This window comes from Alkalimonas delamerensis (genome assembly GCF_030717955.1).
In the GTDB taxonomy this organism is placed as follows: domain Bacteria; phylum Pseudomonadota; class Gammaproteobacteria; order Enterobacterales; family Alteromonadaceae; genus Alkalimonas; species Alkalimonas delamerensis.
In genome coordinates this window covers 557,919-580,992 of record NZ_JAUZVY010000002.1, presented here as the reverse complement: position 1 = coordinate 580,992, position 23,074 = coordinate 557,919, and the positions used below count along the sequence as shown (strand labels likewise).

Annotated in this window: 21 protein-coding genes and 1 riboswitch; of the genes, 12 read left to right on the top strand and 9 right to left on the bottom strand. The window is 55.3% G+C overall.

Going from position 1 to position 23,074, the window contains the following annotated elements:
• The first annotated feature begins 115 nt into the window (after nucleotides 1-115).
• Nucleotides 116-550, top strand: a complete 435-nt coding sequence (locus Q3O59_RS07085) for a DUF2059 domain-containing protein (RefSeq protein ID WP_305944903.1) — start codon at nucleotides 116-118, stop codon at nucleotides 548-550.
• A 51-nt stretch (nucleotides 551-601) separates the two neighbouring features.
• On the opposite strand, the gene thiH is transcribed toward Q3O59_RS07085, so the two are convergent.
• From thiH to thiC, 5 genes are read right to left on the bottom strand one after another with little or no spacing between them, the layout of a single operon-like run.
• A complete protein-coding gene (thiH, locus tag Q3O59_RS07080; protein ID WP_305944902.1) occupies nucleotides 602-1,744 on the bottom strand; it encodes a 2-iminoacetate synthase ThiH in 1,143 nt (380 codons plus the stop codon).
• Nucleotides 1,741-2,508, bottom strand: a complete 768-nt coding sequence (locus tag Q3O59_RS07075; RefSeq protein WP_305944901.1) for a thiazole synthase — start codon at nucleotides 2,506-2,508, stop codon at nucleotides 1,741-1,743. Before Q3O59_RS07075 ends, thiH begins: the two co-directional genes overlap by 4 nt.
• Nucleotide 2,509: 1 nt before the next feature.
• Nucleotides 2,510-2,710 carry a sulfur carrier protein ThiS gene (gene thiS / locus Q3O59_RS07070; RefSeq protein WP_305944900.1) on the bottom strand — a complete coding sequence of 67 codons (201 nt, stop codon included), beginning with the start codon at nucleotides 2,708-2,710 and terminating at the stop codon, nucleotides 2,510-2,512.
• A complete protein-coding gene (gene thiE / locus Q3O59_RS07065) occupies nucleotides 2,691-4,253 on the bottom strand; it encodes a thiamine phosphate synthase (protein ID WP_305944899.1) in 1,563 nt (520 codons plus the stop codon). Before thiE ends, thiS begins: the two co-directional genes overlap by 20 nt.
• Entirely contained in the window at nucleotides 4,240-6,060 is a 1,821-nt protein-coding gene (gene thiC, locus Q3O59_RS07060; protein ID WP_305944898.1) for a phosphomethylpyrimidine synthase ThiC, read from the bottom strand. The genes thiE and thiC overlap by 14 nt, the downstream gene beginning before the upstream one ends.
• A gap of 127 nt (nucleotides 6,061-6,187) precedes the next feature.
• Nucleotides 6,188-6,308: riboswitch (TPP riboswitch) on the bottom strand.
• A 165-nt stretch (nucleotides 6,309-6,473) separates the two neighbouring features.
• Here thiC and Q3O59_RS07055 point away from each other — a divergent pair.
• Entirely contained in the window at nucleotides 6,474-6,719 is a 246-nt protein-coding gene (locus tag Q3O59_RS07055) for a DUF4282 domain-containing protein (RefSeq protein ID WP_305944897.1), read from the top strand.
• Between the two features lie 58 nt (nucleotides 6,720-6,777).
• Here Q3O59_RS07055 and sbcB read toward each other — a convergent pair whose 3' ends face one another.
• Complete coding sequence (sbcB, locus tag Q3O59_RS07050; RefSeq protein ID WP_305944896.1) at nucleotides 6,778-8,199, bottom strand: exodeoxyribonuclease I; 1,422 nt, start codon at nucleotides 8,197-8,199, stop codon at nucleotides 6,778-6,780.
• A gap of 240 nt (nucleotides 8,200-8,439) precedes the next feature.
• Here sbcB and Q3O59_RS07045 point away from each other — a divergent pair, with 240 nt between their 5' ends.
• Entirely contained in the window at nucleotides 8,440-9,597 is a 1,158-nt protein-coding gene (locus Q3O59_RS07045; RefSeq protein WP_305944895.1) for a GNAT family N-acetyltransferase, read from the top strand.
• Here the strand turns inward: Q3O59_RS07045 and Q3O59_RS07040 are convergent.
• Nucleotides 9,594-10,190: a DUF938 domain-containing protein gene (locus tag Q3O59_RS07040; RefSeq protein ID WP_305944894.1), complete on the bottom strand. Its 597-nt coding sequence runs from the start codon at nucleotides 10,188-10,190 to the stop codon at nucleotides 9,594-9,596. The two genes, Q3O59_RS07045 and Q3O59_RS07040, sit on opposite strands and share 4 nt — an antisense overlap.
• A gap of 142 nt (nucleotides 10,191-10,332) precedes the next feature.
• On the opposite strand from Q3O59_RS07040, the gene Q3O59_RS07035 reads away from it, so the two are divergent.
• The 6 genes from Q3O59_RS07035 to Q3O59_RS07010 all read left to right on the top strand — a co-directional run bounded on the left by Q3O59_RS07035 (nucleotide 10,333) and on the right by Q3O59_RS07010 (nucleotide 17,740).
• Entirely contained in the window at nucleotides 10,333-10,833 is a 501-nt protein-coding gene (locus Q3O59_RS07035; RefSeq protein ID WP_305944893.1) for a TspO/MBR family protein, read from the top strand.
• A gap of 10 nt (nucleotides 10,834-10,843) precedes the next feature.
• Nucleotides 10,844-11,617 carry a MipA/OmpV family protein gene (locus tag Q3O59_RS07030; RefSeq protein WP_305944892.1) on the top strand — a complete coding sequence of 258 codons (774 nt, stop codon included), beginning with the start codon at nucleotides 10,844-10,846 and terminating at the stop codon, nucleotides 11,615-11,617.
• Between the two features lie 202 nt (nucleotides 11,618-11,819).
• Nucleotides 11,820-12,824, top strand: coding sequence for an isoaspartyl peptidase/L-asparaginase family protein (locus tag Q3O59_RS07025; RefSeq protein WP_305944891.1), 1,005 nt, complete (start codon nucleotides 11,820-11,822; stop codon nucleotides 12,822-12,824).
• A gap of 123 nt (nucleotides 12,825-12,947) precedes the next feature.
• A complete protein-coding gene (locus Q3O59_RS07020; RefSeq protein WP_228592236.1) occupies nucleotides 12,948-13,367 on the top strand; it encodes a CBS domain-containing protein in 420 nt (139 codons plus the stop codon).
• Nucleotides 13,368-13,466: 99 nt separating this feature from the next.
• Entirely contained in the window at nucleotides 13,467-17,366 is a 3,900-nt protein-coding gene (hrpA, locus tag Q3O59_RS07015; protein WP_369812362.1) for an ATP-dependent RNA helicase HrpA, read from the top strand.
• Nucleotides 17,367-17,440: 74 nt separating this feature from the next.
• On the top strand, nucleotides 17,441-17,740 hold the full coding sequence (locus Q3O59_RS07010) for a PilZ domain-containing protein (protein ID WP_305945123.1): 300 nt from the start codon (nucleotides 17,441-17,443) through the stop codon (nucleotides 17,738-17,740).
• A 294-nt stretch (nucleotides 17,741-18,034) separates the two neighbouring features.
• Here the strand turns inward: Q3O59_RS07010 and Q3O59_RS07005 are convergent, their stop codons facing one another.
• Both Q3O59_RS07005 and Q3O59_RS07000 read right to left on the bottom strand, forming a co-directional pair.
• Nucleotides 18,035-18,604, bottom strand: coding sequence for a YceI family protein (locus tag Q3O59_RS07005; protein WP_305944890.1), 570 nt, complete (start codon nucleotides 18,602-18,604; stop codon nucleotides 18,035-18,037).
• Nucleotides 18,605-18,719: 115 nt separating this feature from the next.
• The gene (locus Q3O59_RS07000) at nucleotides 18,720-19,925 is read right to left on the bottom strand and encodes a class I SAM-dependent methyltransferase (RefSeq protein ID WP_305944889.1); all 1,206 of its coding nucleotides are present in this window, start codon (nucleotides 19,923-19,925) and stop codon (nucleotides 18,720-18,722) included.
• A 223-nt stretch (nucleotides 19,926-20,148) separates the two neighbouring features.
• Here Q3O59_RS07000 and Q3O59_RS06995 point away from each other — a divergent pair, with 223 nt between their 5' ends.
• The 3 genes from Q3O59_RS06995 to prpC all read left to right on the top strand — a co-directional run bounded on the left by Q3O59_RS06995 (nucleotide 20,149) and on the right by prpC (nucleotide 23,037).
• A complete protein-coding gene (locus Q3O59_RS06995) occupies nucleotides 20,149-20,832 on the top strand; it encodes a GntR family transcriptional regulator (protein ID WP_305944888.1) in 684 nt (227 codons plus the stop codon).
• Nucleotides 20,829-21,713: a methylisocitrate lyase gene (prpB, locus tag Q3O59_RS06990; protein WP_305944887.1), complete on the top strand. Its 885-nt coding sequence runs from the start codon at nucleotides 20,829-20,831 to the stop codon at nucleotides 21,711-21,713. The genes Q3O59_RS06995 and prpB overlap by 4 nt, the downstream gene beginning before the upstream one ends.
• Nucleotides 21,714-21,912: 199 nt before the next feature.
• Nucleotides 21,913-23,037 carry a bifunctional 2-methylcitrate synthase/citrate synthase gene (prpC, locus tag Q3O59_RS06985; RefSeq protein WP_305944886.1) on the top strand — a complete coding sequence of 375 codons (1,125 nt, stop codon included), beginning with the start codon at nucleotides 21,913-21,915 and terminating at the stop codon, nucleotides 23,035-23,037.
• The last annotated feature ends 37 nt before the right edge of the window (nucleotides 23,038-23,074 follow it).

Sequence of the window (23,074 nt, the reverse complement as noted above, 5' to 3'; positions counted from 1 at the left end):
GCTTAGCACAGCATGGCTCTGCTCTAGTTTGCAACTTAGGTAAGCTTGTGCGAATTGCTTTAGCGCAATCTTTACGTTAGTTTAATCAATCTTTGGAAGGATGGACGAAAATTGTATGTTAAAAAAATCTTTATTACTCGCTGCGTTGCTTTGCTGTGCACCTTTAAAAGCGGAACCTGTGTATCAACTGCTGGATGTAATGGGCGGCAAAGAGCAGATGTCACAAATGCAGGAACAGATGGTGCAGATGATGGCTGGCTCCAATCCTGTATTGGCTCAGTACGAAGCGGTATTGGCTGAATGGACCCGTACCTACATGACCTGGGAGCAGATGCGCGAACCGATGGCGGCTTTGTACAACAAGCACTTTAGCAAGGACGAAATTGAGCAGCTGGTGGAGTTTTACCAAAGTCCGGTTGGTGCGAAAAGTGTCAACCTGATGCCACAATTATTTGCCGAAGGCGCGCAAATTGGCATGGAGCTGGCACAGCGGCACCAACCTGAGCTGTTGCAAATGCTGCAGGAAGCCGGGCTGGATCTTGGCAACTGATGCTATTTGACCACTGAACGCGCCAAAGGCACCCGAGGGTGCCTTTGTTGTTTAGCTCTCCCGACCAAGATAAGGCTCCCAGTCTTTCATTACCGGCGCTAACCCAAGTTGCTGCAAACGTTGTTGGTAGACTTTGGGGCTGCGGTTGTCGTCGATGCTGAATTGCTCGAGCGCTTCGGGATCCACCGCATACCCACCGGGGCGGGTGCTGGAGCCGGCGCTGCTGCTGGTGATGGCGATGGGAACCAGTTGATCGCGCAGCTCCGCCCGCTCGCGGGTGGATAAACTGATTTCCAGGCTGGGCGACAGCAACCGAAAGGCGCAGACCAGTTGCACCAGGTGCTTATCGCTGAGCGGGTGGGGCACCTCGATGCCACCGCTGCACGGACGGATCCTGGGGACCGACAGCGAGTAGCGGCTTTGCCAGTACCGATGCTGCAGGTACAGCAAGTGCATCGCCAAAAAAGTCGCGTCGGTGCGCCAGTCGGCCAGACCAAACAGCACCCCGATGCCAATTTTATCGATGCCGGCCTTACCCAGCCGATCCGGGCAATCGAGTCGCCACTTGATATCAGACTTTTGACCTTTCAGGTGATGGCGCTGGTAGGCGGCCTCTTGGTAGGTTTCCTGATAGACCATCACCGCATCGACCCCCAGCTGGCGCAGCTCCCGGTACTCGGCTTCGGACAAAGGCTGAACTTCCAACATCACACTGCTAAAGTGACGCCGTACCAGAGGCAGCATCTGGCGAAAATAAGCTATGCCAACCTTGCGCTCATGCTCACCAGTGACCAGCAGCACCTGGTTGATGCCTGACTGTCGCAGTGCCAGACACTCGCGCTCCACTTCATCGGCGGTCAGTACCCGGCGTTTTACTTTCTGGCTCATCGAAAAGCCGCAGTAACTGCACTCGTTGGCGCAAAGGTTGGATAAATACAGCGGTGCAAACAGCTGTTGGGTACGACCAAAGCGTTGCCGGGTCAGCTGCTGCGCTTTAGCGGCAAGCTGTGGCAACAGCGGCTCAGCCGCCGGTGACAGCAGCGCCTGAAAATCCGTTAGTGTCAGTTTGGGCTTGTTCAGTGCCTGCAGCACCTGTTCGCGGTGGTAGCTGCTGCTTTGCAGCTGATGCTGATGCCAGCAGGCTTGCTGCCATTGCTGAAAAAAATCGCCATGCTCAGAAGGTTCTGCTCTCATAACGTTTCCAAAAAGGCTGTCAGTGGGCTGGACGCATTGGCTTCGATTGAAGGCCCGGCAAGACCACCTTGCCGGGCAGCCATACCGGCCTGACAAGCCAAGCGAAAGGCTGAAGCCATGGCGACAGGTTCGCTGGCGCTTGCGATGGCGGTATTGACCAGTACGGCGCTGGCACCCAGCTCCAGTGCCTGACAGGCATGCGAAGGGGCACCCAGGCCTGCATCAATAATGACCGGGACACCGGCCTGCTCAATAATAATTTCCAGCATCGGCAGGGTTTGCAGCCCCTGATTGGAGCCAATAGGGGCGCCCAGTGGCATCACGGCGGCGCAGCCTACATCCTCCAGCCGTTTGCACAGCACCGGATCGGCCGGGCAATAAGGCAAGACCACAAAGCCCAGCTTGACCAACTCGGCAGCCGCAGACAGGGTTTCAATCGGATCGGGCAATAAGTAACGAGGATCGGGGTGAATTTCCAGCTTCAGCCAGTGGGTACCCAGTGCTTCACGCGCCAGCTCGGCGGCAAAAATGGCTTCACGGGCGGTTTTGGCGCCCGAGGTGTTGGGCAATAGGCGCACACCCAGCTGTTGCAGAGGTGTCAGAATATCATCCGTCGGCCCAGCAAAATCCAGCCGCTTCATCGCCAGGGTCACCAGCTCGGTGCCGGAGGCCTGTACCGCAGCCATCAACTGCTCGCTACTGGCAAATTTACCGGTGCCAAGCAGCAAAGGGCTGCTTAGCGTCACACCATCGATGGTCAGCATCTTAACCTCCAGTCACAATTTGAAAGGCGCTGACGTCGTCGTGCTCGGTCAGCAGGGTTTCTGCCCACTGGCTTTTGGCCACGATTTTTTGATTCACGGCCAGCGCCAATCCATTGGGGTTGAGCTCGAGTGTCTCCACCAGTTGCTGCAAGCTGCAAGGGGCGGTCAGTGTGGTAGGGGCTTCATTGACGGTGATAGGCATGGTGTTGCTCCCAAAGTCGTTTAAAGTGCTGCAACTGCTGCTCTGGCTGCTCGGTGGCCGTGATGGCAGAAACCATGGCGACCCCATGCACTTTGCTGGCGCAAACTGCGGCAAAGTGCTCTGCACCAATACCGCCGATGGCCACTGTGGGCGTTTCGCCACACAAAGGCACCGACAGCGCCAATCGTTGCAGCCCCTGAGGCTGCGATGGCATCTGTTTGGTTTGGGTGGGGAAGACATGGCCCAAAGCAACGTAGGATGGCCGCAGCTGAAGTGCCCGCGTCAGTTCAAAAGGTCCGTGACTGGACAGGCCAAGACGCAGGCCCGCTTGCTGAATGGCCTTCAGATCAGCACTGTGCAGATCTTCCTGGCCTAGATGAACACCATAGGCGCCATGTTCAATGGCCAGCTGCCAGTGATCATTGATAAAGAGGCGCACCTGATGCTGACGGCACAGCACCACCGCCATAGCAATGGCATCACTGATCTCGGGGGATGGGGCCGCTTTGATGCGCAGCTGAATGCAGCCGGGTTTAAGTGGAACCAGACGCTCCAGCCAGGCAATGGAATCGACCACCGGGTAAACCCCCAAGGGCTCCGACAAACCGGCAAAAGGGTTGGCGGGCGCTTTAGGCCAGTGGCTGCTGTGAATACTGGGCAAATAATTGGGTTTTACCGGCCAACCGCAGTGTCCAAGAGCACCTGGCCCCTGACCGGTGGCATAGCCATGGGCCAGGCTTTGCTGCAAGTAGGCCCGCGCCAGTACCAAGGCATCTTCAAGTGGGTACTGATGGGCTAAAAATGCGGCCAGGGCGCTGGCGAGCACACAGCCGGTACCGTGTTGATGACGGCTGGCCAGGCGCGGATTGCTAAGGGCAATCACTTGCTGGTCGGGATCGGCTGGGTAAAGCAGATCGGTCACCTGCTTGCTGTCCGAGGCATGGCCACCTTTGACCAGCACCGCCGAACCCCCTAATGCCTGCAACAAGGCCACCTGCTGATCCAGCGGTTGGCTGGCACGGCCGCTCAATAGTGCCAGCTCGGGTAAGTTGGGGGTCAGCACATCAATCGATGGCAGTAGCGCCCGCCAGGCATCCAATAAGGCATCGTCATGCCACTGGCTGCCGCTGCTGCTGCCAAACACCGGATCGGCGACCACCAGAACAGAGTGCTTTGCCTTGAAGGCTTGCAACCAGTCGGCCAGAAGCGCAATGCCCGCCGCATCCGGCAGTAAGCCCAGCTTGATGGCCTGTGGCGGCAGATCCTCAGCCAGTGCCGTCAACTGCTGTTGCAACATGGCGGTCGAAACCGGTTCTGTCGCCGCTACCGCCAACGAATTTTGGGCGGTGATGGCGCTGAGCACGGTGCAGCCATGACAGCCAAGATCGTGCAGTGTCAGCACATCGGCCTGAATGCCGGCACCACCGCCGGAGTCCGATGCTGCAATGCTCCAGACAATGGGCCTATGCTGGCTGGATCTGCGCAGATTAGGGCTTGCTGCCAGACCCAAATCAGGCAGCCGGCCGATGTTAGTTTTGCGCATCCTTTAACTCCGCAGTCTGAGCTTGCTCTGTTGATTCGTTGGCAATTTGCTGATTCAGCCGCATCGAGCAGAACTTGGGTCCGCACATCGAACAAAACTCATCGGTTTCAGCGCCTTCATGCCCAAGCGTTTCATCGTGGTAGGCTTTGGCGGTGAAGGGATCCAGCGACAGGTTGTACTGATCCAGCCAGCGAAATTCGTAACGGGCTTTGGACAAGGCATTATCCCGCAGCTGCGCAGCCGGGTGGCCCTTGGCCAAATCAGCGGCATGGGCAGCAATGGTGTAGGCAATCAAGCCTTGCTTGACGTCTTCTTTATTCGGCAAGCCCAGGTGCTCTTTGGGCGTGACGTAGCAGAGCATGGCGCAGCCATACCAGCCAATCATCGCAGCACCGATGCCAGAAGTAATATGGTCGTAGCCAGGGGCGATGTCGGTGGTCAGCGGCCCTAAGGTGTAAAAAGGCGCTTCATGGCAGTGCTTGAGCTGCTCGGTCATGTTTTCTTCAATCAGTTGCATCGGCACATGGCCCGGGCCTTCAATCATCACCTGCACATCGTAGCGCCAGGCGATTTTGGTCAGCTCACCCAGGGTGCGAAGCTCGGCAAACTGGGCTTCGTCGTTGGCATCGGCAATGCTGCCAGGGCGAAGGCCATCGCCAAGCGACAACGAAATGTCGTAGGCCGCGCACAGCTGACAGATTTCTTCGAAGTGCTCGTACAAGAAACTTTGCCGGTTAAAGATGCGGCACCACTGCGCCATGATGGCGCCACCGCGCGAGACGATGCCTGTCACCCGGCTGGCGGTCAGCCCAACGTACTCCTGTAGAACACCGGCATGAATGGTGAAGTAATCCACCCCTTGTTCTGCTTGCTCCACTAGAGTGTCTTTAAACACCTGCCAGTTCAGCTGACTGACATCGCCTTTGACTTTTTCCAGCGCCTGATAAATCGGCACTGTGCCAATCGGCACTGGGCTGTTGCGTAAAATCCAGTCGCGGGTTTGGTGAATACGCCGGCCAGTGGAGAGATCCATCACCGTATCGGCACCCCAACGGGTGGCCCAGACCAGCTTTTCCACTTCCTCTTCAATGCTGGAAGTGACCGAGGAATTGCCAATGTTGGCGTTGACTTTCACTTTGAAGTTTCGGCCAATGATCATCGGTTCGGCTTCCGGGTGATTGATGTTGGCCGGAATAATGGCGCGCCCAGCGGCCACTTCTTCGCGCACAAACTCAGCAGTAATCACTTTGGGCGTGCGGGCGCCAAAGCTGTTGCCCGTATGGCGGCGCATGCCATCGTCTTGCGCTTCAGCGCTGCGGCCCATGTTCTCGCGCAGCGCAATATACTCCATCTCAGGCGTAATGATGCCGGCCCGGGCGTAGTGGAGCTGGGTTACTGTTTTGCCGGCTTTGGCGCGCAGGGGCTGGTGGGTAAATTCGGTGTGCCATTCATCCAGTGCTATCTCCTGATAGGGTGGCAGCGGGGAGGCTTCCACATCCGCCCGCGCTTTGATCCAATCCAGTCTTAGCTTCGGTAGGCCCTTCAGTACATCGAGTTTTTGCTCCGGATCGCCATAAGGACCGGAGGTATCGTAGACATTCAGCGGTGGATTTTCGACGAGGCTGCCGTCTTTGTTCTTACTGGGATGCAGCTGAATGGATCGCACCGGGACTTTGATATCCGGACGCTCGCCTTGCAAATACCGCCGTACGGAGTTGGGGAAGGTTTCGCCTTGCAGCTGACGAATGTAAGCCTGGGCACGGGCGCGTTGTTCGCGCTTGGATACTGGGTTTGAATTCTCTGACATAGCAAGCTCCTGGGTTCCGATATCGGTTGAGGTTGCTTGTCTGGAGTGGGTGAACAAAGGCGGGGCAGCAGGCTGAGACACAGCCGGATACACCAGGCGCGGCAGCAGGGATCCCAACCAGCAGGACGGTGCAGCGCATCTTGTTCCCTTCGCAGGTATTAGCCTGAATCAGGTTCCACGGATCTCGCATCAGCGATCTCAGCTCTTTCGATTGCTTCGCAACCGTCAGGGCACTCCGACAAGTGGTTGTTAGTATATACCGAAGTTATCGTAAGAAGCCAGTTTCAGCATCGCTGGTCAATTTCCATGCAAGGTTCTTGCTTTTTCGTTGTGTTGTCATATGGTTACTAAGTGCTTCATCGGCACTCAGCTATGAAGTCAATCTGAAACAATAACAACAGAAGGAATTATCGATGAATCAGGTTTTATTTTTTGATTCGATGCTCACCCCTAAAATTATCACCTTTGTGTATTGGCTGCTTTTAGTTGGGGTGGTGGTGAGTGGACTGGGTACGATGTTTACCACCAGCTTCTTTGCTGGCCTGGGTATCCTGATTTTTGGGGCCATTGGGGTACGGATTTGGTGTGAATTATTGATTGTGCTGTTTAAAATTCATGAGAATCTGCGCAAAGTGGCAGAGAAAGATCAACCGATGTAATGGTTTCAGGCAGCGAGGCAGTCTTCGCTGCCACCTAATCATCGAAGTGCCTATAAACTTACAGTTGCTCGGCGTAATGGTACAAAGCTTTTAAAATCCGCATCGCCCGCTCATCGTGTTGATGCTGCTGAGCGGCCTGCTCCAGTTGCTGATGAAAAGCCTCCAGAGTCAGTGGCGGTGCATCCAGCCCATCGGTTAAGCGATCCACGCAATACTGCTGCCATTGCAGCATCTCCTGCTCATTCAAACTGGCGGGGTAGTTGCGCGCCCGGTAGCGAAACAGCAGTTGATTCAAACGTTCGTCACTAAAAACCGGCGCCTGCACTTCCAGCTGCTGCGGACTAAGCTGGTGCAACGCCATCATTTTTTGCTTATCGGCATCGGCCAAAAAGCCCTGATACAGTTGATAATCCGGGTTGGTCTCTTGCGGGAAGGCTTCGGCTTGTGCAAACACCTGTTCTGCTTTTGGCTGTACCTGCGGGTTGGCCAGCAGCCAATTCAAATGTGCCCGGCACTTGCTGCGATCAATACCCAGGGCATCGGCCCGCTGCTCGGATAAGGTTTTCGCCGGTGCCAGCACCGGGCATTTGTTCAGATGAATCAGTTTCAGGCCCAGCCGTTCTTCGCCTTCGGCTAAATCGGCGGTTTTGGTGTAGAGCTTATCGCGCAGCTGGTCGCAATCGAGTTCAAGCAAAGGGCTTGGGTCGGCCTGCAGATTCCAGACAATCAGTGCATTTTTATTGGTTGGATGAAACGCCAGTGGTACCACCCAACTGACACAACCCTGACTGGCCGGGAATTTTCCGGACACATGCACCAAAGGGGTTTGGTTGGCCAGATTGATGTACTTACCAAGGGCCTGCTTTTTCCGGTGCTCAAACAGAAACTGAAACAAACGCGGCTGTTTGTCACGCACAAGTTTTGCCAGCGCTATGGTGGCATAGACATCGGACAGCGCATCGTGCGCCTGCTCATGGGCCAGCTGATTGGCTTTGGCCAGGTCTTCCAGTTTAAAGCTGGGCGTGCCATCGTCCTTGAGTGGCCATTCAATACCCTCCGGGCGCAGCGCATAGCAAGCACGCACCACATCCAGCAAATCCCAGCGGCTGTTGCCCTGTTGCCACTCGCGGCCATAAGGCTCGTAAAAGTTGCGGTACAGGCTGTGGCGGGTCACTTCATCGTCAAACCGAATGCTGTTGTAGCCAAGCACGCAGCTGCCGGGCTCGCTGAAACGTTGCAGAATTTTGCCGATAAACTCGGTTTCCGGCAAGCCTCGTTGCTGGCAGAGCTGGGGGGTTAAACCGGTGATCAGGGCAGCCTGAGGGTGCGGCAGGTAGTCTGGAGCCAGTTGGCAATACCAGACATCCGGTTTGCCCAGAATCGTAAGATCCTCATCGGTGCGAATTCCGGCAAACTGAGCCGGGCGGTCACGCTTGGGGTCGGCTCCCCAGGTTTCAAAATCGTAGAAGTAAAAGGACATAGGGCCTGTCAACTCTTGGCTGGTCGCTTTGGAGCGGATTCAATGCTGGCGCTAGTGTAGCAGCTTCAGCAGGGCTTTGTACAAAGCCAGCAAAACTGGACACTTGACCCTGGGGTTTTTCTGTCCCAAGATGGCGAAAAGAGACCGGTTTTCGGTTACGCGTAACATGCCTTGATGTCTGTTGCTGAAGCCAGGCTTCAGTCCACAGGGCAAGCCATCGCAGGCAGGAGAGAACGCCTAATGAGCAGCTTACGACTAGAATGGACAGACACGCTTTCGCAGGTCTCACCCGAAGCCTGGGATGCGCTTTTTGCAACCCAGTACCCGTTTTGCCGCTACGCCTTTTTGTCGGCGTTGGAAACTGGCGGCAGTGTTGGCCCTGGTACCGGCTGGCAATCGAGCCACTTGCTGCTGTATCGCGATGATCAACTGATAGCTGCGGTACCTGCGTACCAAAAAGAGCATTCCTACGGCGAATACCTGTTTGACTGGGCCATTGTCGAAGCCTATCAACGCTACGGTCTGGACTTTTTCCCCAAACTGGTGCTGGCCATTCCTTTTACTCCGGCTGAAGGGCCGCGCTTTGGTTTCCTGCCTGGTGAAGATGAAGCAAGGCTGATGGCATTGTTGCTGGAAGCTTTGCAGCAACGCATGAAAAAACAGCGGCTCAGCAGCATTCAGTGTTTGTATCCCAACGAAGCGCAGCGCGACCTTTTGACCGCTGCGGATTTCTGGCCGCGGCAGGATGTGCAGTTTGAATGGCGCAATTATGGTTACGCGTTTTTTGATGATTTTATGGCGGGTTTAAGTTCGCGCAAGCGCAAACAAATCCGCAAAGAGCGGCAACGGGTGCAGGATGCCGGCGTCGAGCTGCGGGTCATTGCCGGTGCTGATGCCACCGGCCAGCTCTGGCAGCAGCTGCATCGCTTTTACCAGCGTACCTACTTAAAGCGCTCCGGTCATAAGGGCTATCTGACCGAAGCAACCTTTCTGCGTTGGGGTGAGCAGTTGTCCGATCAAGCGGTGATCTTTGCCGCTTACCACCACCAGCAGCGCCTGATAGCTGCGTCTTTGTGTTTTCGTTCGGCTGACACCCTTTATGGCCGGTACTGGGGCTGCGAAGCCGACTGGGATTTTTTGCACTTTGAAGCCTGCTACTACGCCGGCATTGAGTACTGCATCACCCATGGTTTGCAACGCTTTGATGCCGGCGCTCAAGGCGAGCACAAGCTGCAACGCGGCTTTGAGCCGGTTACGCGTTATGGCTGCTATTTGTTTCGCGATAGCCCGCTGAAAGATGCGATTAACCGCTACTTTGAAGGCGAAGAAGACATGTTGGCGCTCTATCAACGCCAGGCCCAGGCCCGGCTGCCATTTCGACAATCCAGCGAAGCTTAACGGCAAAATACCAGCAAGCGGTTATTGGCTGGCAGCGCATGGTCGGCCTGCAGCAGGAAGCCTTGTGCGGCAGCCAGTGCCACCACGGCTTCCTGGTCACGAATGCCCATGGCGGCATCGCGCTGTTTTAAGCTTTGATCAAATGCCTGATTGCTGGCGCTGGTAAATTGGCCCTGGTAATTAAAAGGGCCATAAAGGCAAAGGCTGGCACTTGATTGGCAAAACTCATCCAAGCGGGCAAAAAAGCGCTCGACCACGGGCCAAGGCATGATGTGCAGGGTATTGGCACTGAACAGTGCATCCACTTTGGCATAAGACCAGTGGCTTTGACGAATATCCAGCGGCAGAGCTTCGGGCAAGTTGGGTAAGCCGGCCTGCTGCAAGCGTCGGTTCAGATCCGGCAGGTAAGCCGGCTGGTCACTGCTTTGCCAGTGAAGGTGAGGTAGTTTGCGGGCAAAGTATTCGGCATGCTGACCAGTGCCACTGCCAACCTCCAATACCCGGCTGCAATTCACGAAGGCATCTCGCAACACCGTCAGTATCGGATCTTTGTTGTTTTCACAGGCTTGGGAAAAGGGCAAAGTTGCAATCATCGGCGGTAACTCCTGGCTGGAAACTGGGGTATACCATAACCAAGAAAAGGCGAGAATGCAGTGTAAAAGTGATCGCAGCTTCTTGGTTTGCGTACTCTAAGTAAATAATTTGACGAATCATTTGTTAGGAGAGGAGTCCTCAGTGTCGTTATCGGTCTATTCAAAACGCCAGCAAACGCTTGGTTTGCTGTTGTTTTTTGCGGTCACCTTTTGCGCTGCGGCCATCGGCAGTGTCGGCTCGATGAATGCGCCCCAGTTTTACCGGGAGCTGACCTTGCCAGACTGGGCGCCACCCGGCTGGCTGTTTGGTCCGGTATGGACACTGCTGTACAGCCTGATGGCGATTGCAGCCTGGCTGGTTTGGCGCAGTGCTTCCCTGAATACTACGGCACGGGCCATGCAGCTCTATGCGGTGCAGTTGGTGCTTAATGCGCTCTGGAGCTGGCTGTTTTTTGCCTGGTATCTGGGGGCAGCCGCCATGGTTGAGATCCTGCTGCTGTGGGTTGCCATTGTCGTCACCATGCTGCAATTTAACAAGCACAGTCGGCTGGCATGCTGGCTGCTGCTGCCATACTTGTTGTGGGTAAGTTTTGCGTCCGTACTGACGTACAGCCTTTGGCAATTGAACCCGCATTTGCTTTAAAGGAGATGGGATGACGAAGCATCAAATTCGTGTTGCACTCACCGCCACTTTACTGCTGAGTCTGCCTGCAATAATGGCCGCGGAAAGTGCCACGGAAAACCCACGCGCCGAGCCTGTGGGTTTTGTTTATGGCATTGGGGTAGGGCTCAATCAGGAGTTGTACCAGGACTACCGTCGCCGGGTGGTACCCATTCCGGTGATTGGTTACCGTGGCGATCGTTTGTCGGTCTATGGCCCTTTTATCAGTTATCAGTTGCTGCAACAAGATGGCTTGACACTAACGGCGCGGCTGGCCCCTCGCTTCGCCGGCACCGATGCCTCCAAAAGCCCGGTATTTGAAGGCATGAAAAAGCGCAGAACCTCTGCCGATGCAGGCTTTGGGCTGCGTTACGACTGGCAGCAACTGCGCTTTGAAACCAGTTGGATGCACGACATTCTTGGCAATTCCGATGGCTACGAGGTACGCAATCGCATTGGCTATCAGCATCGGTTTGGACCTGTTTTTGTGGAGCCGCACCTTAGCCTGGATTACAGCAACGCCCGCTTGGTCAATTATTACTATGGCGTGCGCCCAGAGGAAGCGACCAGCAGCCGGCCGGCGTATCAGGCGGGCAGTGCCTGGAATCCGGCCCTGGGTGTTTCGGTGGCAACGCCGATTTTCTTTGGTGGCATGACCCGTTTAGGTGTTGATCACCGCTGGTACCACGATACCATCGCAGACAGCCCTTTGACCGACAGGCAGCGCGGCTTTCAGGTGTTTTTTAGTTTTAGCCGGTTTTTCTAAGATAAAAAAAGCGCCGGCAAGCGGCGCTAAAATGTCAGCAGACGGTTGGTGTCTGGGTGTCACAAGGAACAAAAGCATCTTAGCCATACCAAGGTAGCCGGGCATTGATCTGCCGCAAAGTTACTGCTGTCAACCGCACAAATTTGTCAGTTGCAGACAGATAGGTTACAACTAACCATGATGATAACAACAGGACAAAAACATGCGTAAGACAGTGATGGCCGCGGCGCTAACCGCCGTTTTCAGTACAGCAGCAGTTGCAGAATCTCCCATCGGCTTAGTGATTCACGGTGGTGCCGGCACCATCGAGCGGGCCAACTTATCGGCCGAGCAGGAGCAGGCTTATCACGATGGACTGCGGCTGGCGCTGGAGCAAGGCTATGCGGTGCTGCAGGCCGGTGGCAGCAGCATCGATGCGGTGGTGAAAGCCGTTACCATCTTAGAAGACAATCCCCTGTTCAATGCCGGGAAAGGCGCGGTCTACACCTGGGATGAACAGCATGAACTGGATGCCTCCATTATGGAAGGCGCAACCCGCAATGCCGGTGCTGTGGCGGGTGTCAAACACGTAAAAAATCCCATCTTGCTGGCGCAAAAAGTCATGACGGAGTCGGTGCATGTGATGCTCTCGGGCGAAGGCGCCGGTCAGTTCGCGCTGGAGCAGGGTCTGGAGCAGGTGGACAACAGTTATTTCAACACCGAGTTTCGCTACGAAGCCCTCAAAAGGATGAAAGCGGCCCAAGGCTCATTGCCGCATCAAGCTGCTGTTGCCGCAGATCCCAACTGGCAAATGGGGACGGTCGGCGCTGTAGCGATTGACCGGGATGGTAACCTGGCTGCAGCCACTTCGACCGGCGGCATGACCGGCAAGCGCTATGGCCGGATTGGCGACTCGCCCATTATTGGCTCCGGCAACTACGCCGACAACAGCAGCTGCGCCGTATCTGCCACCGGCCATGGTGAGTACTTTATTCGCTATCAGGTGGCTTCTGATATTTGTGCCCGGGTGAAATATCAGGGCTTAAGCGCTCAGGATGCAGCCGATACGGTGATTCAGCAGGTACTGCTGCCAGCCGGAGGCACCGGTGGTGTGATCCTGGTGGATGCAGCCGGCAAGCTCGGCTGGTCCTTCAACACTCCGGGCATGTACCGGGGCATGATCGGCAGTCAGCAGCCTTTAACCACCGCTATTTTTGCTGAAGATTAATTGAATGAAAAAGCATCACTTGGTTGCATTTTGCTGGCAAAACAGCAGCAGTTTTGCCAGCTTGAACTAAGCTTACAGTAGGGCGTGTTGACCTAAGCCTTGATTCTGTATTTAGGGGGAAAGATGGACTTACTGAAAGTAGGTGACTACATGAACAACCATCCGGTGACCTTTACACCGGACATGACGGTTGAGCTGGCGGCTGATCGGTTGACCATCAGCAACCAGACTGGTGGCCCAGTGGTGGATGAGCACAACAAGGTGATTGGCTTTTTGTCCGAGCAGGACTGCCTGGCTTTGCTGCTAAAAGCGGCTTACCACGATCAGCAGGTGGCCCATGTGCGCGACATCATGCAAGCCGAGGTACTGTCGGTAAAGCCCTACGATGGCATCATCGATTTGGCGCAAACCATGTTGAAATTAAAACCCAAGCTTTATCCGGTGGTGGACGACAACAATCATCTGCTTGGCATCATCGGCCGCAGCCATGTGTTGGCCGCGCTTGATAAAGAAATGAACTCGCATTACCGCAAAGCCGTTTGATTGCAGCGCTTTGCGCTTCTTGCTAGCATAGCGCCCTCATTGTGTTGAGGGCCTTTTCTTTTGTCTGATTCCCAAACTTCCCAGGCGGCAAACCCTGACGTGGCAATTAACGTGCAGCAAGAGGCCAATCAGCTGCGCAGCAAGCTCGATACGCTGCTGTTAAAAGACCAGTTCTGGTTGCGTAAACGCTTGCAAGGGCTGGCTAAAATCACCAATCCTGCGAAGCAGCGCAAGGCTTTGGCCGCTATTGAAAACGATTTTCGGCGCTCGGCCAACACCCGTGCCAGCCGTGCCGCTCAGCAATTGAATCTGAATTATCCGGCCGAACTGCCGGTGGTGGCAAAAAAAGACGTTATCAAAGCCGCCATTGCCAAGCATCAGCTGGTGGTGATTGCCGGTGAGACCGGCTCGGGCAAAACCACCCAGTTGCCGAAAATCTGCCTCGAGCTTGGCCGTGGCGTTGCCGGCATGATAGGCCATACCCAACCACGGCGGCTGGCTGCGCGCAGTGTCAGCAATCGTATTGCCGAAGAGCTTGGGGTGGCACCGGGTCAGGAAGTCGGTTTTAAAATTCGTTTTGGCGATCACACCTCCGAGCAGACCCGGATTAAACTGATGACCGATGGGGTGCTGTTGGCTGAAATGCAGCAGGACCGTTTTTTAAACCAATACGATACCCTGATTATCGATGAGGCGCACGAACGCAGCCTGAACATCGATTTTTTGCTGGGCTACCTGAAGCAGCTGCTACCAAAGCGACCGGATCTGAAGGTGATCATCACCTCGGCCACCATTGATCCACAGCGTTTTTCCAAACACTTTAACGATGCGCCGGTTATCGAAGTCTCGGGCCGTACCTATCCGGTGGAAGTGCGCTACCGCCCCTTCGACGACAACGAGGGGCTGGACGATAAAGAGCGTGACCCCCTGCAAAACCTGTTCGATGCGGTGGAGGAGCTGTACCGCGAGCCGCCGGGCGACATTCTGGTTTTTTTAAACGGTGAGCGCGAAATTCGCGATACCGCCGATGCCCTGGAAAAACTGAAACTGCCGCACACCGAAATTCTGCCGCTCTATTCACGGCTCAGTGCTGGCGAACAAAACCGGGTCTTTCAATCCCATCCGGGCCGGCGCATCGTGCTGGCCACCAACGTGGCTGAGACCTCGTTAACAGTGCCGGGTATTCGCTATGTGATAGATCCCGGCACCGCCCGAATTTCCCGCTACAGCTACCGCTCCAAAGTGCAGCAGTTGCCGATTGAACCCATCAGCCAGGCCAGTGCCAACCAGCGCAAAGGCCGCTGTGGCCGGGTTGCGGCCGGTATCTGCATCCGGCTGTACAGTGAAGAAGACTTTTTAAACCGGCCCGAGTACACGGATCCGGAAATTCTGCGAACCAACCTGGCATCGGTGATTTTGCAAATGCTGTCGCTAAAACTGGGCGGTATCGAGCAGTTTCCGTTTTTGCAGCGGCCGGACAGTCGCTTTGTCACCGATGGCATTAAGTTGCTGGAGGAGCTGGCAGCGGTTGAAACCAAACGCAACGGCGGTCAGTTGCAAATGACCGAGCTGGGCCGCCAGTTGGCGCGCTTGCCGATTGACCCAAGGCTTGGCCGCATGCTGCTCGAAGCGCCCAAGCAGCAGGCACTGAGCGAAGTGGTGGTGATTGTCGCAGCGCTTTCGATTCAGGACCCGCGCGAGCGGCCGCTGGATAAACAGCAAAAAGCCGATGAGCTACACAGCCGTTTTGCCGATCAGGACTCGGACTTTGTCAGCTACCTCAAGCTCTGGCAGTACCTGCAACAGCAGCAACAGGAGCTTAGCAGCAATCAGTTTCGCAAACTGTGCAAAACCGAGTTGCTGAATTACCTGCGGGTGCGCGAATGGCAGGATCTGGTTTATCAGTTAACCCAGCTGATGCAGGAGCTGGGTTTTACCCCCAACCAGCAAACCGCCGGTTACGGTGAAATCCACCGCAGTTTGCTCAGTGGTTTGCTGGGCCAGATAGGCTGCAAAGATGCCGATGCCGATTATCTGGGGCCGCGTCAGACGCGTTTTTACGCCTTTCCCGGTAGCCACTTATTTAAACGCAAACCCAAATGGGTGATGGCGTCCGAGTGGGTGGAAACTTCCAAACTCTATGCCCGTAGCCTGGCAAAAATTGAGCCGGACTGGGTGGAACCGCTGGCCGAACATCTGGTTAGCCGCAGCTACAGCGAGCCGCACTGGCAGAAGAAGCGGGGCGCTGTCATTGCCTTTGAGCAAGTCAGTTTGTACGGCGTCATCGTGGTGGGCAAGCGGCCGGTGCAGTACAGCAAGATTGACCCTGTCACCAGCCATCAGATCTTTGTTCGTGAAGCCTTGGTGCACGAAGAGCTGGGGCAACAGGAAGCCTTTTTAGCGCACAATCGCAAACTGCTGGATGAAGTGATCGCGTTGGAAGACAAAAGCCGGCGCCGCGACATTCTGGTGGATGAAGAGGACCTGGTGCGTTTTTACGCCGAGCGGGTGCCGGTGGAGGCCAACAACAGAGCCGCCTTTGCCAAGTGGTGGCGGCAAAAGCGTAAAGAAGATCAGCGCTTTTTGCACTTTGATCCGGAAGCCCTGAAAAAACGGGCCGCCGATGATTTGGGCGAAGGTCAGTTTCCGGATCTCTGGAGCCAGGGCAATCTGAAGTTGCCGCTTCGCTACCACTTTGCTCCCGGCGAGCTGGACGATGGTGTCAGCCTGGTGATCCCGCTGGCCCTGCTGAATCAGGTGGAGGATAAGGGCTTTGACTGGCTGATCCCGGGTTTACGGCATGAGCTGTTGGTCGCTTTAATCAAATCCTTGCCGAAAAGCTATCGGCGCCACTTTGTGCCCGCGCCCAATTACGCCGATGCCTTGTTGCAATCGCTGGTGCCGGGCCAGGGCAAATTATTGGCTGCGATGACCGCTCAGCTCAAGCGGATGTCGGGCACCACAGTACCGGAAGATGCCTGGGATCTCGCCAGCCTGCCGGAGCATTTGCAGATGAACTTTCAGGTGCTGGATGCCAGCGGCAAACTGCTGGCTCAGGGCCGCTCACTGGCGCTGTTAAGGCAGCAGTTGCAAGGCGATGTGCAGCAAACCCTGAGCGAAGTGGCAGAGCCGGATATTGAGCAGGCGAAAATCACCGAGTGGAGCTTTGGTCACTTGCCCAAAGAGTACGTGCAGTTGCAGGCCGGTTATGAAATCAAAGCGTTTCCGGCGCTGGTCGATGAAGGCGACTCGGTGGCCATCAAGTTGCTGGATCACGCCGGGCAGGCCGAAGCCACCAGCTTGCTGGGGCTACGACGCTTGGTGCTGCTGAATATTCCGTCACCGGTCAAATACCTGCAGGAGTCCTTACCCAACAAGGCCAAGCTTGGGCTTTATTTCAATCCTTTTGGCAAGGTGCTGGAGCTGATTGACGACTGCATTGCCGCAGCGGTGGATGCGATGTTGGCGAAGCAGCCGTTTCCGGCGACAGCCGAAGACTTTGCCGCAGTCAAAGAGCAGGTACGGGCAGAGCTGAACGAGCAGGTGCTGCAAATAGCCCTGTTGGTCGAGCAGATTTTGTCGCTCGGTCATCAAATTCAAAAACGTTTAAAAGGCAAGGTCGAGCTGGCCCATGTGCAGGCACAGGGCGAGGTGAAACAGCATTTGGACAGCCTGTTGTTCAAAGGCTTTGTCAGTGCTCATGGCGCCCAGCGGCTGCCGGATTTGCTGCGCTATCTGAAAGCGATGGAAAAACGGCTGGAAAAACTGCCGATAGACCCGCACCGGGATCGCTTGATGATGCACGACTACCAGCGGGCCGAGCAAGCCTATCAGGCGCTGTTGGCGCAGTACAAAACGGCTGCTGTGGTCCCGGCTGGGGTGCAGGCCATTCGCTGGATGATTGAAGAATTAAAGGTGTCTTTGTTTGCGCAAACCCTGGGCACGGCCTATCCGGTTTCGGTGAAACGGATCCTAAACGCCATCGAGGAGTTTAAATAGTGCCTTTACAGGGACTGGAATCCGTTTTATAACTATCGAATACAAAAAAAGCAGGGACAAGCTCAGGAGTTGTTATTGTGAACCAAAGTGATAAGCGTCATTTTTACCGCATGATGGTCAATGCCGATGTGCAGTTGTTGATCACTGATCCGGAAGCTGGCCGCACCATCGATGGCATTTGTCGCGATTTAAGCGCTTCCGGCATGTCGGTTGATATCAATGAGCCGCTGGAAATGGGCACGTTAATTCGGGTTCGGTTGGAGTCCGCCAACAACAGCGTACCGCCGCTGGATGCAACGGCTAAAGTGATGCGTTGCGGTCAGGAAAACAGCGATTGCTACCAGCTCGGCCTGGCCTTTATTGATATGAATTAAGCAGCAGCCCGCCGGACGGGCTAGGGCGTGTTGACCTTTGCTGTTTAGATTTTGTTCGCTCTGGCGGCGCTTTGATCGCGAAACGAGGAGCGTAGTTTAGTTATTCTAAATGAGTGACGAGTGACAAAGAGCAGAGCGTCGCCAGACGAACCCTTCGGGCAGCGCTTGGCTGGCATTTCTACTGCGTTAAAGCTTGTTTCATGTAGAATAACTACACCTTACAACCTTTGCCTTGTATAAATACCAGCCAAGCAGCTGCAAAAACAAACAGCAAAGGTCAACACGCCCTTAGCTTTATTGTTCAAACCGCACGGTAAAAGTCACCGGCACCATGGGGTTGATGTTTTGCAGCCCCGCCAGATCCCGCAACCGGTTCAAACCTTCGGTTAAACCAAATTGGTCCCCGTTCACCATAATGGGTGCCTGGGTATTTACTTGCAGGCTGTTCGCAGCCAGGCGGGTGACCAAGACTTCACTTTGTACCCGTTGGGTTTGACCCACAATGCTTAGCTGCAAGGGTACCCGCAATGTGGTGCTGCTGCCTATCGCAAGGTCGGCAACGGCATCCGGATTGACGCTGCCTGTGGCGCTGATCACAGGGTAATCATCCAGTTTGAACAAATACTGCCACATGCGATCGTCGCGGATCGGGATATGGGTTTGCAGGCTTGAGACAGCAATCTCGATCTGCAAGCTGCCATCGGCTTGCCAGCTGCCGCTAAGCTGCGTGAATTGATGCACTTCGGCGGCCACATCATTTTTCAACGAAACAAAATCCAGCCGCGACGTACTGTTATCCAGCTGCCAGTTGGCACTGGCACCAAGGCTGGTCGCAAGCAGCAAAGAGCAAAGCACTGTTTTCATGCAAATACCTATCTGTGTCTGAAGGGAAAAAGCTGCTGGCAGCATACCAAAAGGCTATGCCAACAAACACCCGCCGTTTGTGTGGAATTGGCGGGTGAAGGCGGCACTTACGCGGTTAAGGCAGGTAGCAGATCAATCCTTTTAAGTAATGACCTTCCGGGTAGAAGCTGGCGACCGGGTGATCGGCATCTTGCTGCATCCGCTCCACAAACAAGCAGTCGCGACCGGCGTCCAGCGCTGCATCGGCCACTACTTTCTGGAACAAGCTGTCTTCCATCAGGCCGGAGCAGGAAAAAGTCAGAAGCAAGCCGCCCGGTTTTACCAACTGCATCGCCACCCGGTTGATGTCTTTGTAGCCACGGCAGGCGCCCATCAACTGGCCTTTGTTGTCGGCAAATTTTGGCGGGTCCAGAATCAGCAGGTCAAACTGCTTGCCTTCTTCTTTGTACTGGCGCAGCAGTTTAAACACATCCTGTTTCACATGGCTGGCTTGTTCTGGCTGCAGGCCATTTAACGCCAGTTGGCGCTCAGACAAGGCGAGGGCGCTTTCGGAGGCATCGACATTGATCACGGCTGTGGCCCCACCAAGCAGGGCTGCTACACCAAAAGTACCGGTGTAGCTAAAGCAGTTCAGCACGGTTTTGCCGGCCGCCAGTTGACGCAGGCGCAAGCGGTTGGCGCGCTGGTCCAAATAAAAACCGGTTTTATGGCCCTCGGCCACATCCACCAATATCTGCATGCCATGCTCACGAATGGTCACTTCGGTACTTGCCAGTGGCTGATGCAGCCAGCCGGATTTCAGTTCAAGCCCTTCTTTTTTGCGCACCTCGACATCGGAGCGATCGTAGATGCTGCAGCTGGGGTAGAGCGCTTTTAGCGCGGCCAGCAAATGCTTGCGATTGGCTTCGGCGCCCGCTGAAAGCAGCTGACAGACCAGCACATCGGCAAAACGGTCAATAATGATGCCTGGCAGGTCATCGGACTCGGCCGCCACCAGTCGGTAGCCAGTGGTATCCTGACCGGCAAACCAGAGGCTGCGCAGGCCCTGAGCCCGCTGAATGCGTTTTTCAAAAAAGGCCTGATCAATGGCTTCACTTTGTTGATCTGTCCAGACCCGTAAACGGATTTGTGACTTGGGTGAATAGGCCGCCCGGCACAGCCATTTTTGATCAAAGCTCACCACATCGACAGTATCACCGGCATTGGGGGTGCCTTTGACTGCATGCACCGCTTTGGAAAAGATCCACGGATGACGGCGTTTTAAGGCTTTTTCCCGGCCAGCGGCCAGGGTGACGATGGGGTAAGTTTTTGCATTGGACATGGTGCGGGTCGCCAAAGAGTAAAGGGCGGCTATTGTACTTGAAACGGATGGCGGGATCATCTGTCGGCTGCAAAAAGCTAATACTGGCAAGCTGGGACTACAACTTTGGTGTTATTGTCGACAATCTTTAGGTTGCTTTGCTTGACAATCGGTACAATAGCCACTAAAACTGCATTATCGTTTTAATCTGTCGACAATTTAGCTTGGGTGGTGTGGCAATTTGATGACAACGCAAAGCCCAATCTGGCGAATGCCGGTGACAGCAGCCGACCGTGTGCTGCTGGAAATACAGCGCGCTATCGTGGAAGGGGATATCCCGGCCGGCAGCAAAATCAGCGAGCCTGAACTGGCGCGGCGCTTTGATTTAAGCCGGGCACCACTGCGCGAGGCCCTGGCACGGCTGGAGCGCTGCCATCTGATTGAGCGCATCCCCAATGCCGGAGCCCGGGTCGTGACGCTATCGAAAGAAGGGTTGATATCGCTCTATCAATTGCGCGAAGAGCTGGAAGGCCTGGCCTGCCGCCTTGCCGCCGAGCAGATGACCGATGCCGAAATTGCTGAAGTGCGCGCCTTACTCGACCAGCACCTCAGCACCCAGCGGGTGCGCGAAGGGGAGAGCTACTACCAGGAGGCCGGCGACCTGGACTTTCATTACCGCATTATTCTAGGCAGTAAAAATCCATACTTAATCAACATTTTATGTGATGAGCTATACTTTCTGGTCCGGATGTACCGGGTGCAGTTAGGCATGAACGGGCCGCGGGTATCGCGGGCCTTTGATGAACACAAAGCCATCATTCATGCCATTGCTAACCGCGATGGTGAACTGGCCGATTTACTGATGCGCCGCCATATTGGCGCGTCGCGGCGAAACATTGAATTGCAACTAACGGGGAATCAAGCATGAGCACAAAAATAAGCGCCGGAGCCCGGCTGCGTCAGGCCATTGTCGACAATCAACCTTTGCAGCTGGTCGGCACCATCAATGCCTACACTGCCATGATGGCTGAGCGGGTCGGCCATAAAGCCTTGTATTTATCCGGTGCCGGTGTCGCCAATGCCTCCTTTGGCCTGCCGGATTTGGGCATGACTTCCCTGAACGATGTCTGTGAAGACATTCGCCGCATCACCGGCGCGACCGAAGTGCCTCTCTTGGTCGATGCCGATACTGGCTGGGGCGGCGCTTTTAACATTGCCCGTACCGTAAAAGAAATGACCCGCGCCGGTGCTGCTGGTTTTCACATTGAAGATCAGGTGGCGCAAAAGCGCTGTGGTCACCGCCCGAACAAAGAAATCGTGTCGCTGGACGAAATGGTTGACCGGGTCAAAGCCGCGGTCGATGCCCGTACTGATGAACACTTCTTTATTATGGCGCGCACCGATGCCTTAGCGCAGCAAGGCGTGGATGCGGCCATTGAGCGGGCCCTGGCCTGCCAGGCCGCCGGTGCCGATGCCATCTTTGCCGAAGCCGTGCACACGCTGGAGCAGTACCAGGCCTTTACCAAGGCGCTGGATGTGCCGGTACTGGCCAACATTACCGAGTTTGGCCAAACGCCCTTGTTCAACAAAGACGAGCTGGCCAGTGTCGGCGTGGCCATGGTGTTGTATCCACTCAGTGCCTTCCGGGCCATGAACAAGGCAGCATTAAAAGTGTACGAAAACATTTTGCAGCAGGGCGATCAGAAAGCGGTGATCGACGACATGCAAACCCGGATGGAGCTGTACGATTTTCTGAATTACCACAGCTTTGAAGAAAAGCTGGATCAGTTGTTTAGTCAGAAGAAGTAACCTTTGGATAGCTGGCCTGTGCGCCTTGCTGAGGCTTCAGACTCAGTTGGCGCAGCCAGCGCATGTCTGACTTAGCGCTCGCGCGAAGGAGTTGCGATGGTGAGCACAACAGATGTGTGAAGCCGATCGCCGAGCCAGGCTCCGGGTTTTAAAACAAACCAATGCATTTTCAAATCAACAGAACAAGAGGACAACAATCATGGTCGATAAAGCTTTAGGTGGCGCAGGTCTGCGCGGACAAGTAGCAGGACAAACCGCCCTTTGTACAGTCGGTCAATCCGGCTCCGGTTTAACCTACTACGGCTACGATATCTCTGAGCTGGCCGCTGTGGCCGAGTTTGAAGAAGTGGCCTACCTGCTGGCCCATGGCGAGTTGCCAAACGCTGGCCAACTGGCTGAGTACAAAGCGCGGTTAAAGCAACTGCGTAAGTTGCCACAGGCACTCAAAGACGTGCTGGAGCGCATTCCGGCCAGCGCCCACCCGATGGATGTGATGCGAACCGGCTGCTCGATGCTGGGCAACCTGGAAACCGAAGCGGACTTTTCAGAGGCCGATCAGCACATCGAGCGGATGCTGGCGTTGTTCCCGGCCATAGTGGTGTACTGGTACCGCTTCAGCCACGATGGCGTGCGGGTAGAAACCGACACCGACGACGACTCCATCGGCGCGCACTTCCTGCATATGCTGCACGATAAAAAGCCAAGCCCGCTGCATGAAAAAGTGATGCACGCCTCGTTAATTCTGTATGCCGAGCACGAGTTCAATGCCTCAACCTTTACCGCCCGCGTCTGTGCCTCGACCTTGTCGGACATTCATTCCTGCGTCACCGGCGCCATTGGCTCTTTGCGCGGCCCACTGCACGGCGGTGCCAACGAAGCGGCGATGGAACTGATTGAAAACATGCAAAACCCGGACGAAGCCGAGCAAACCCTGCTGGGCATGCTGGAGCGCAAAGAAAAAATCATGGGCTTTGGCCATGCGGTCTACCGTGAAAAAGATCCACGCAATGCCATCATCAAGCAGTGGTCGGAAAAACTGGCCGCTGAGTTTGGCGACAGCCGTTTGTACGATGTGTCGGTACGCTGCGAAGAAGTGATGTGGCGTGAGAAGAAATTGTTCTGCAACGCCGATTTCTTCCATGCTTCGGCCTACCATTTTATGGGCATTCCGACCAAGCTGTTTACGCCGATTTTTGTGATGTCACGGGTCACCGGCTGGACGGCGCATGTAAAAGAGCAACGTGCCAACAACCGTATTATTCGCCCAAGCGCCGATTACACCGGCCCGGCACCACGGCCGGTACCGCCGATTGCTGAGCGCTAAGTACGAAGCTATGTAAAAAGCTAAGTAAAACAGCAAG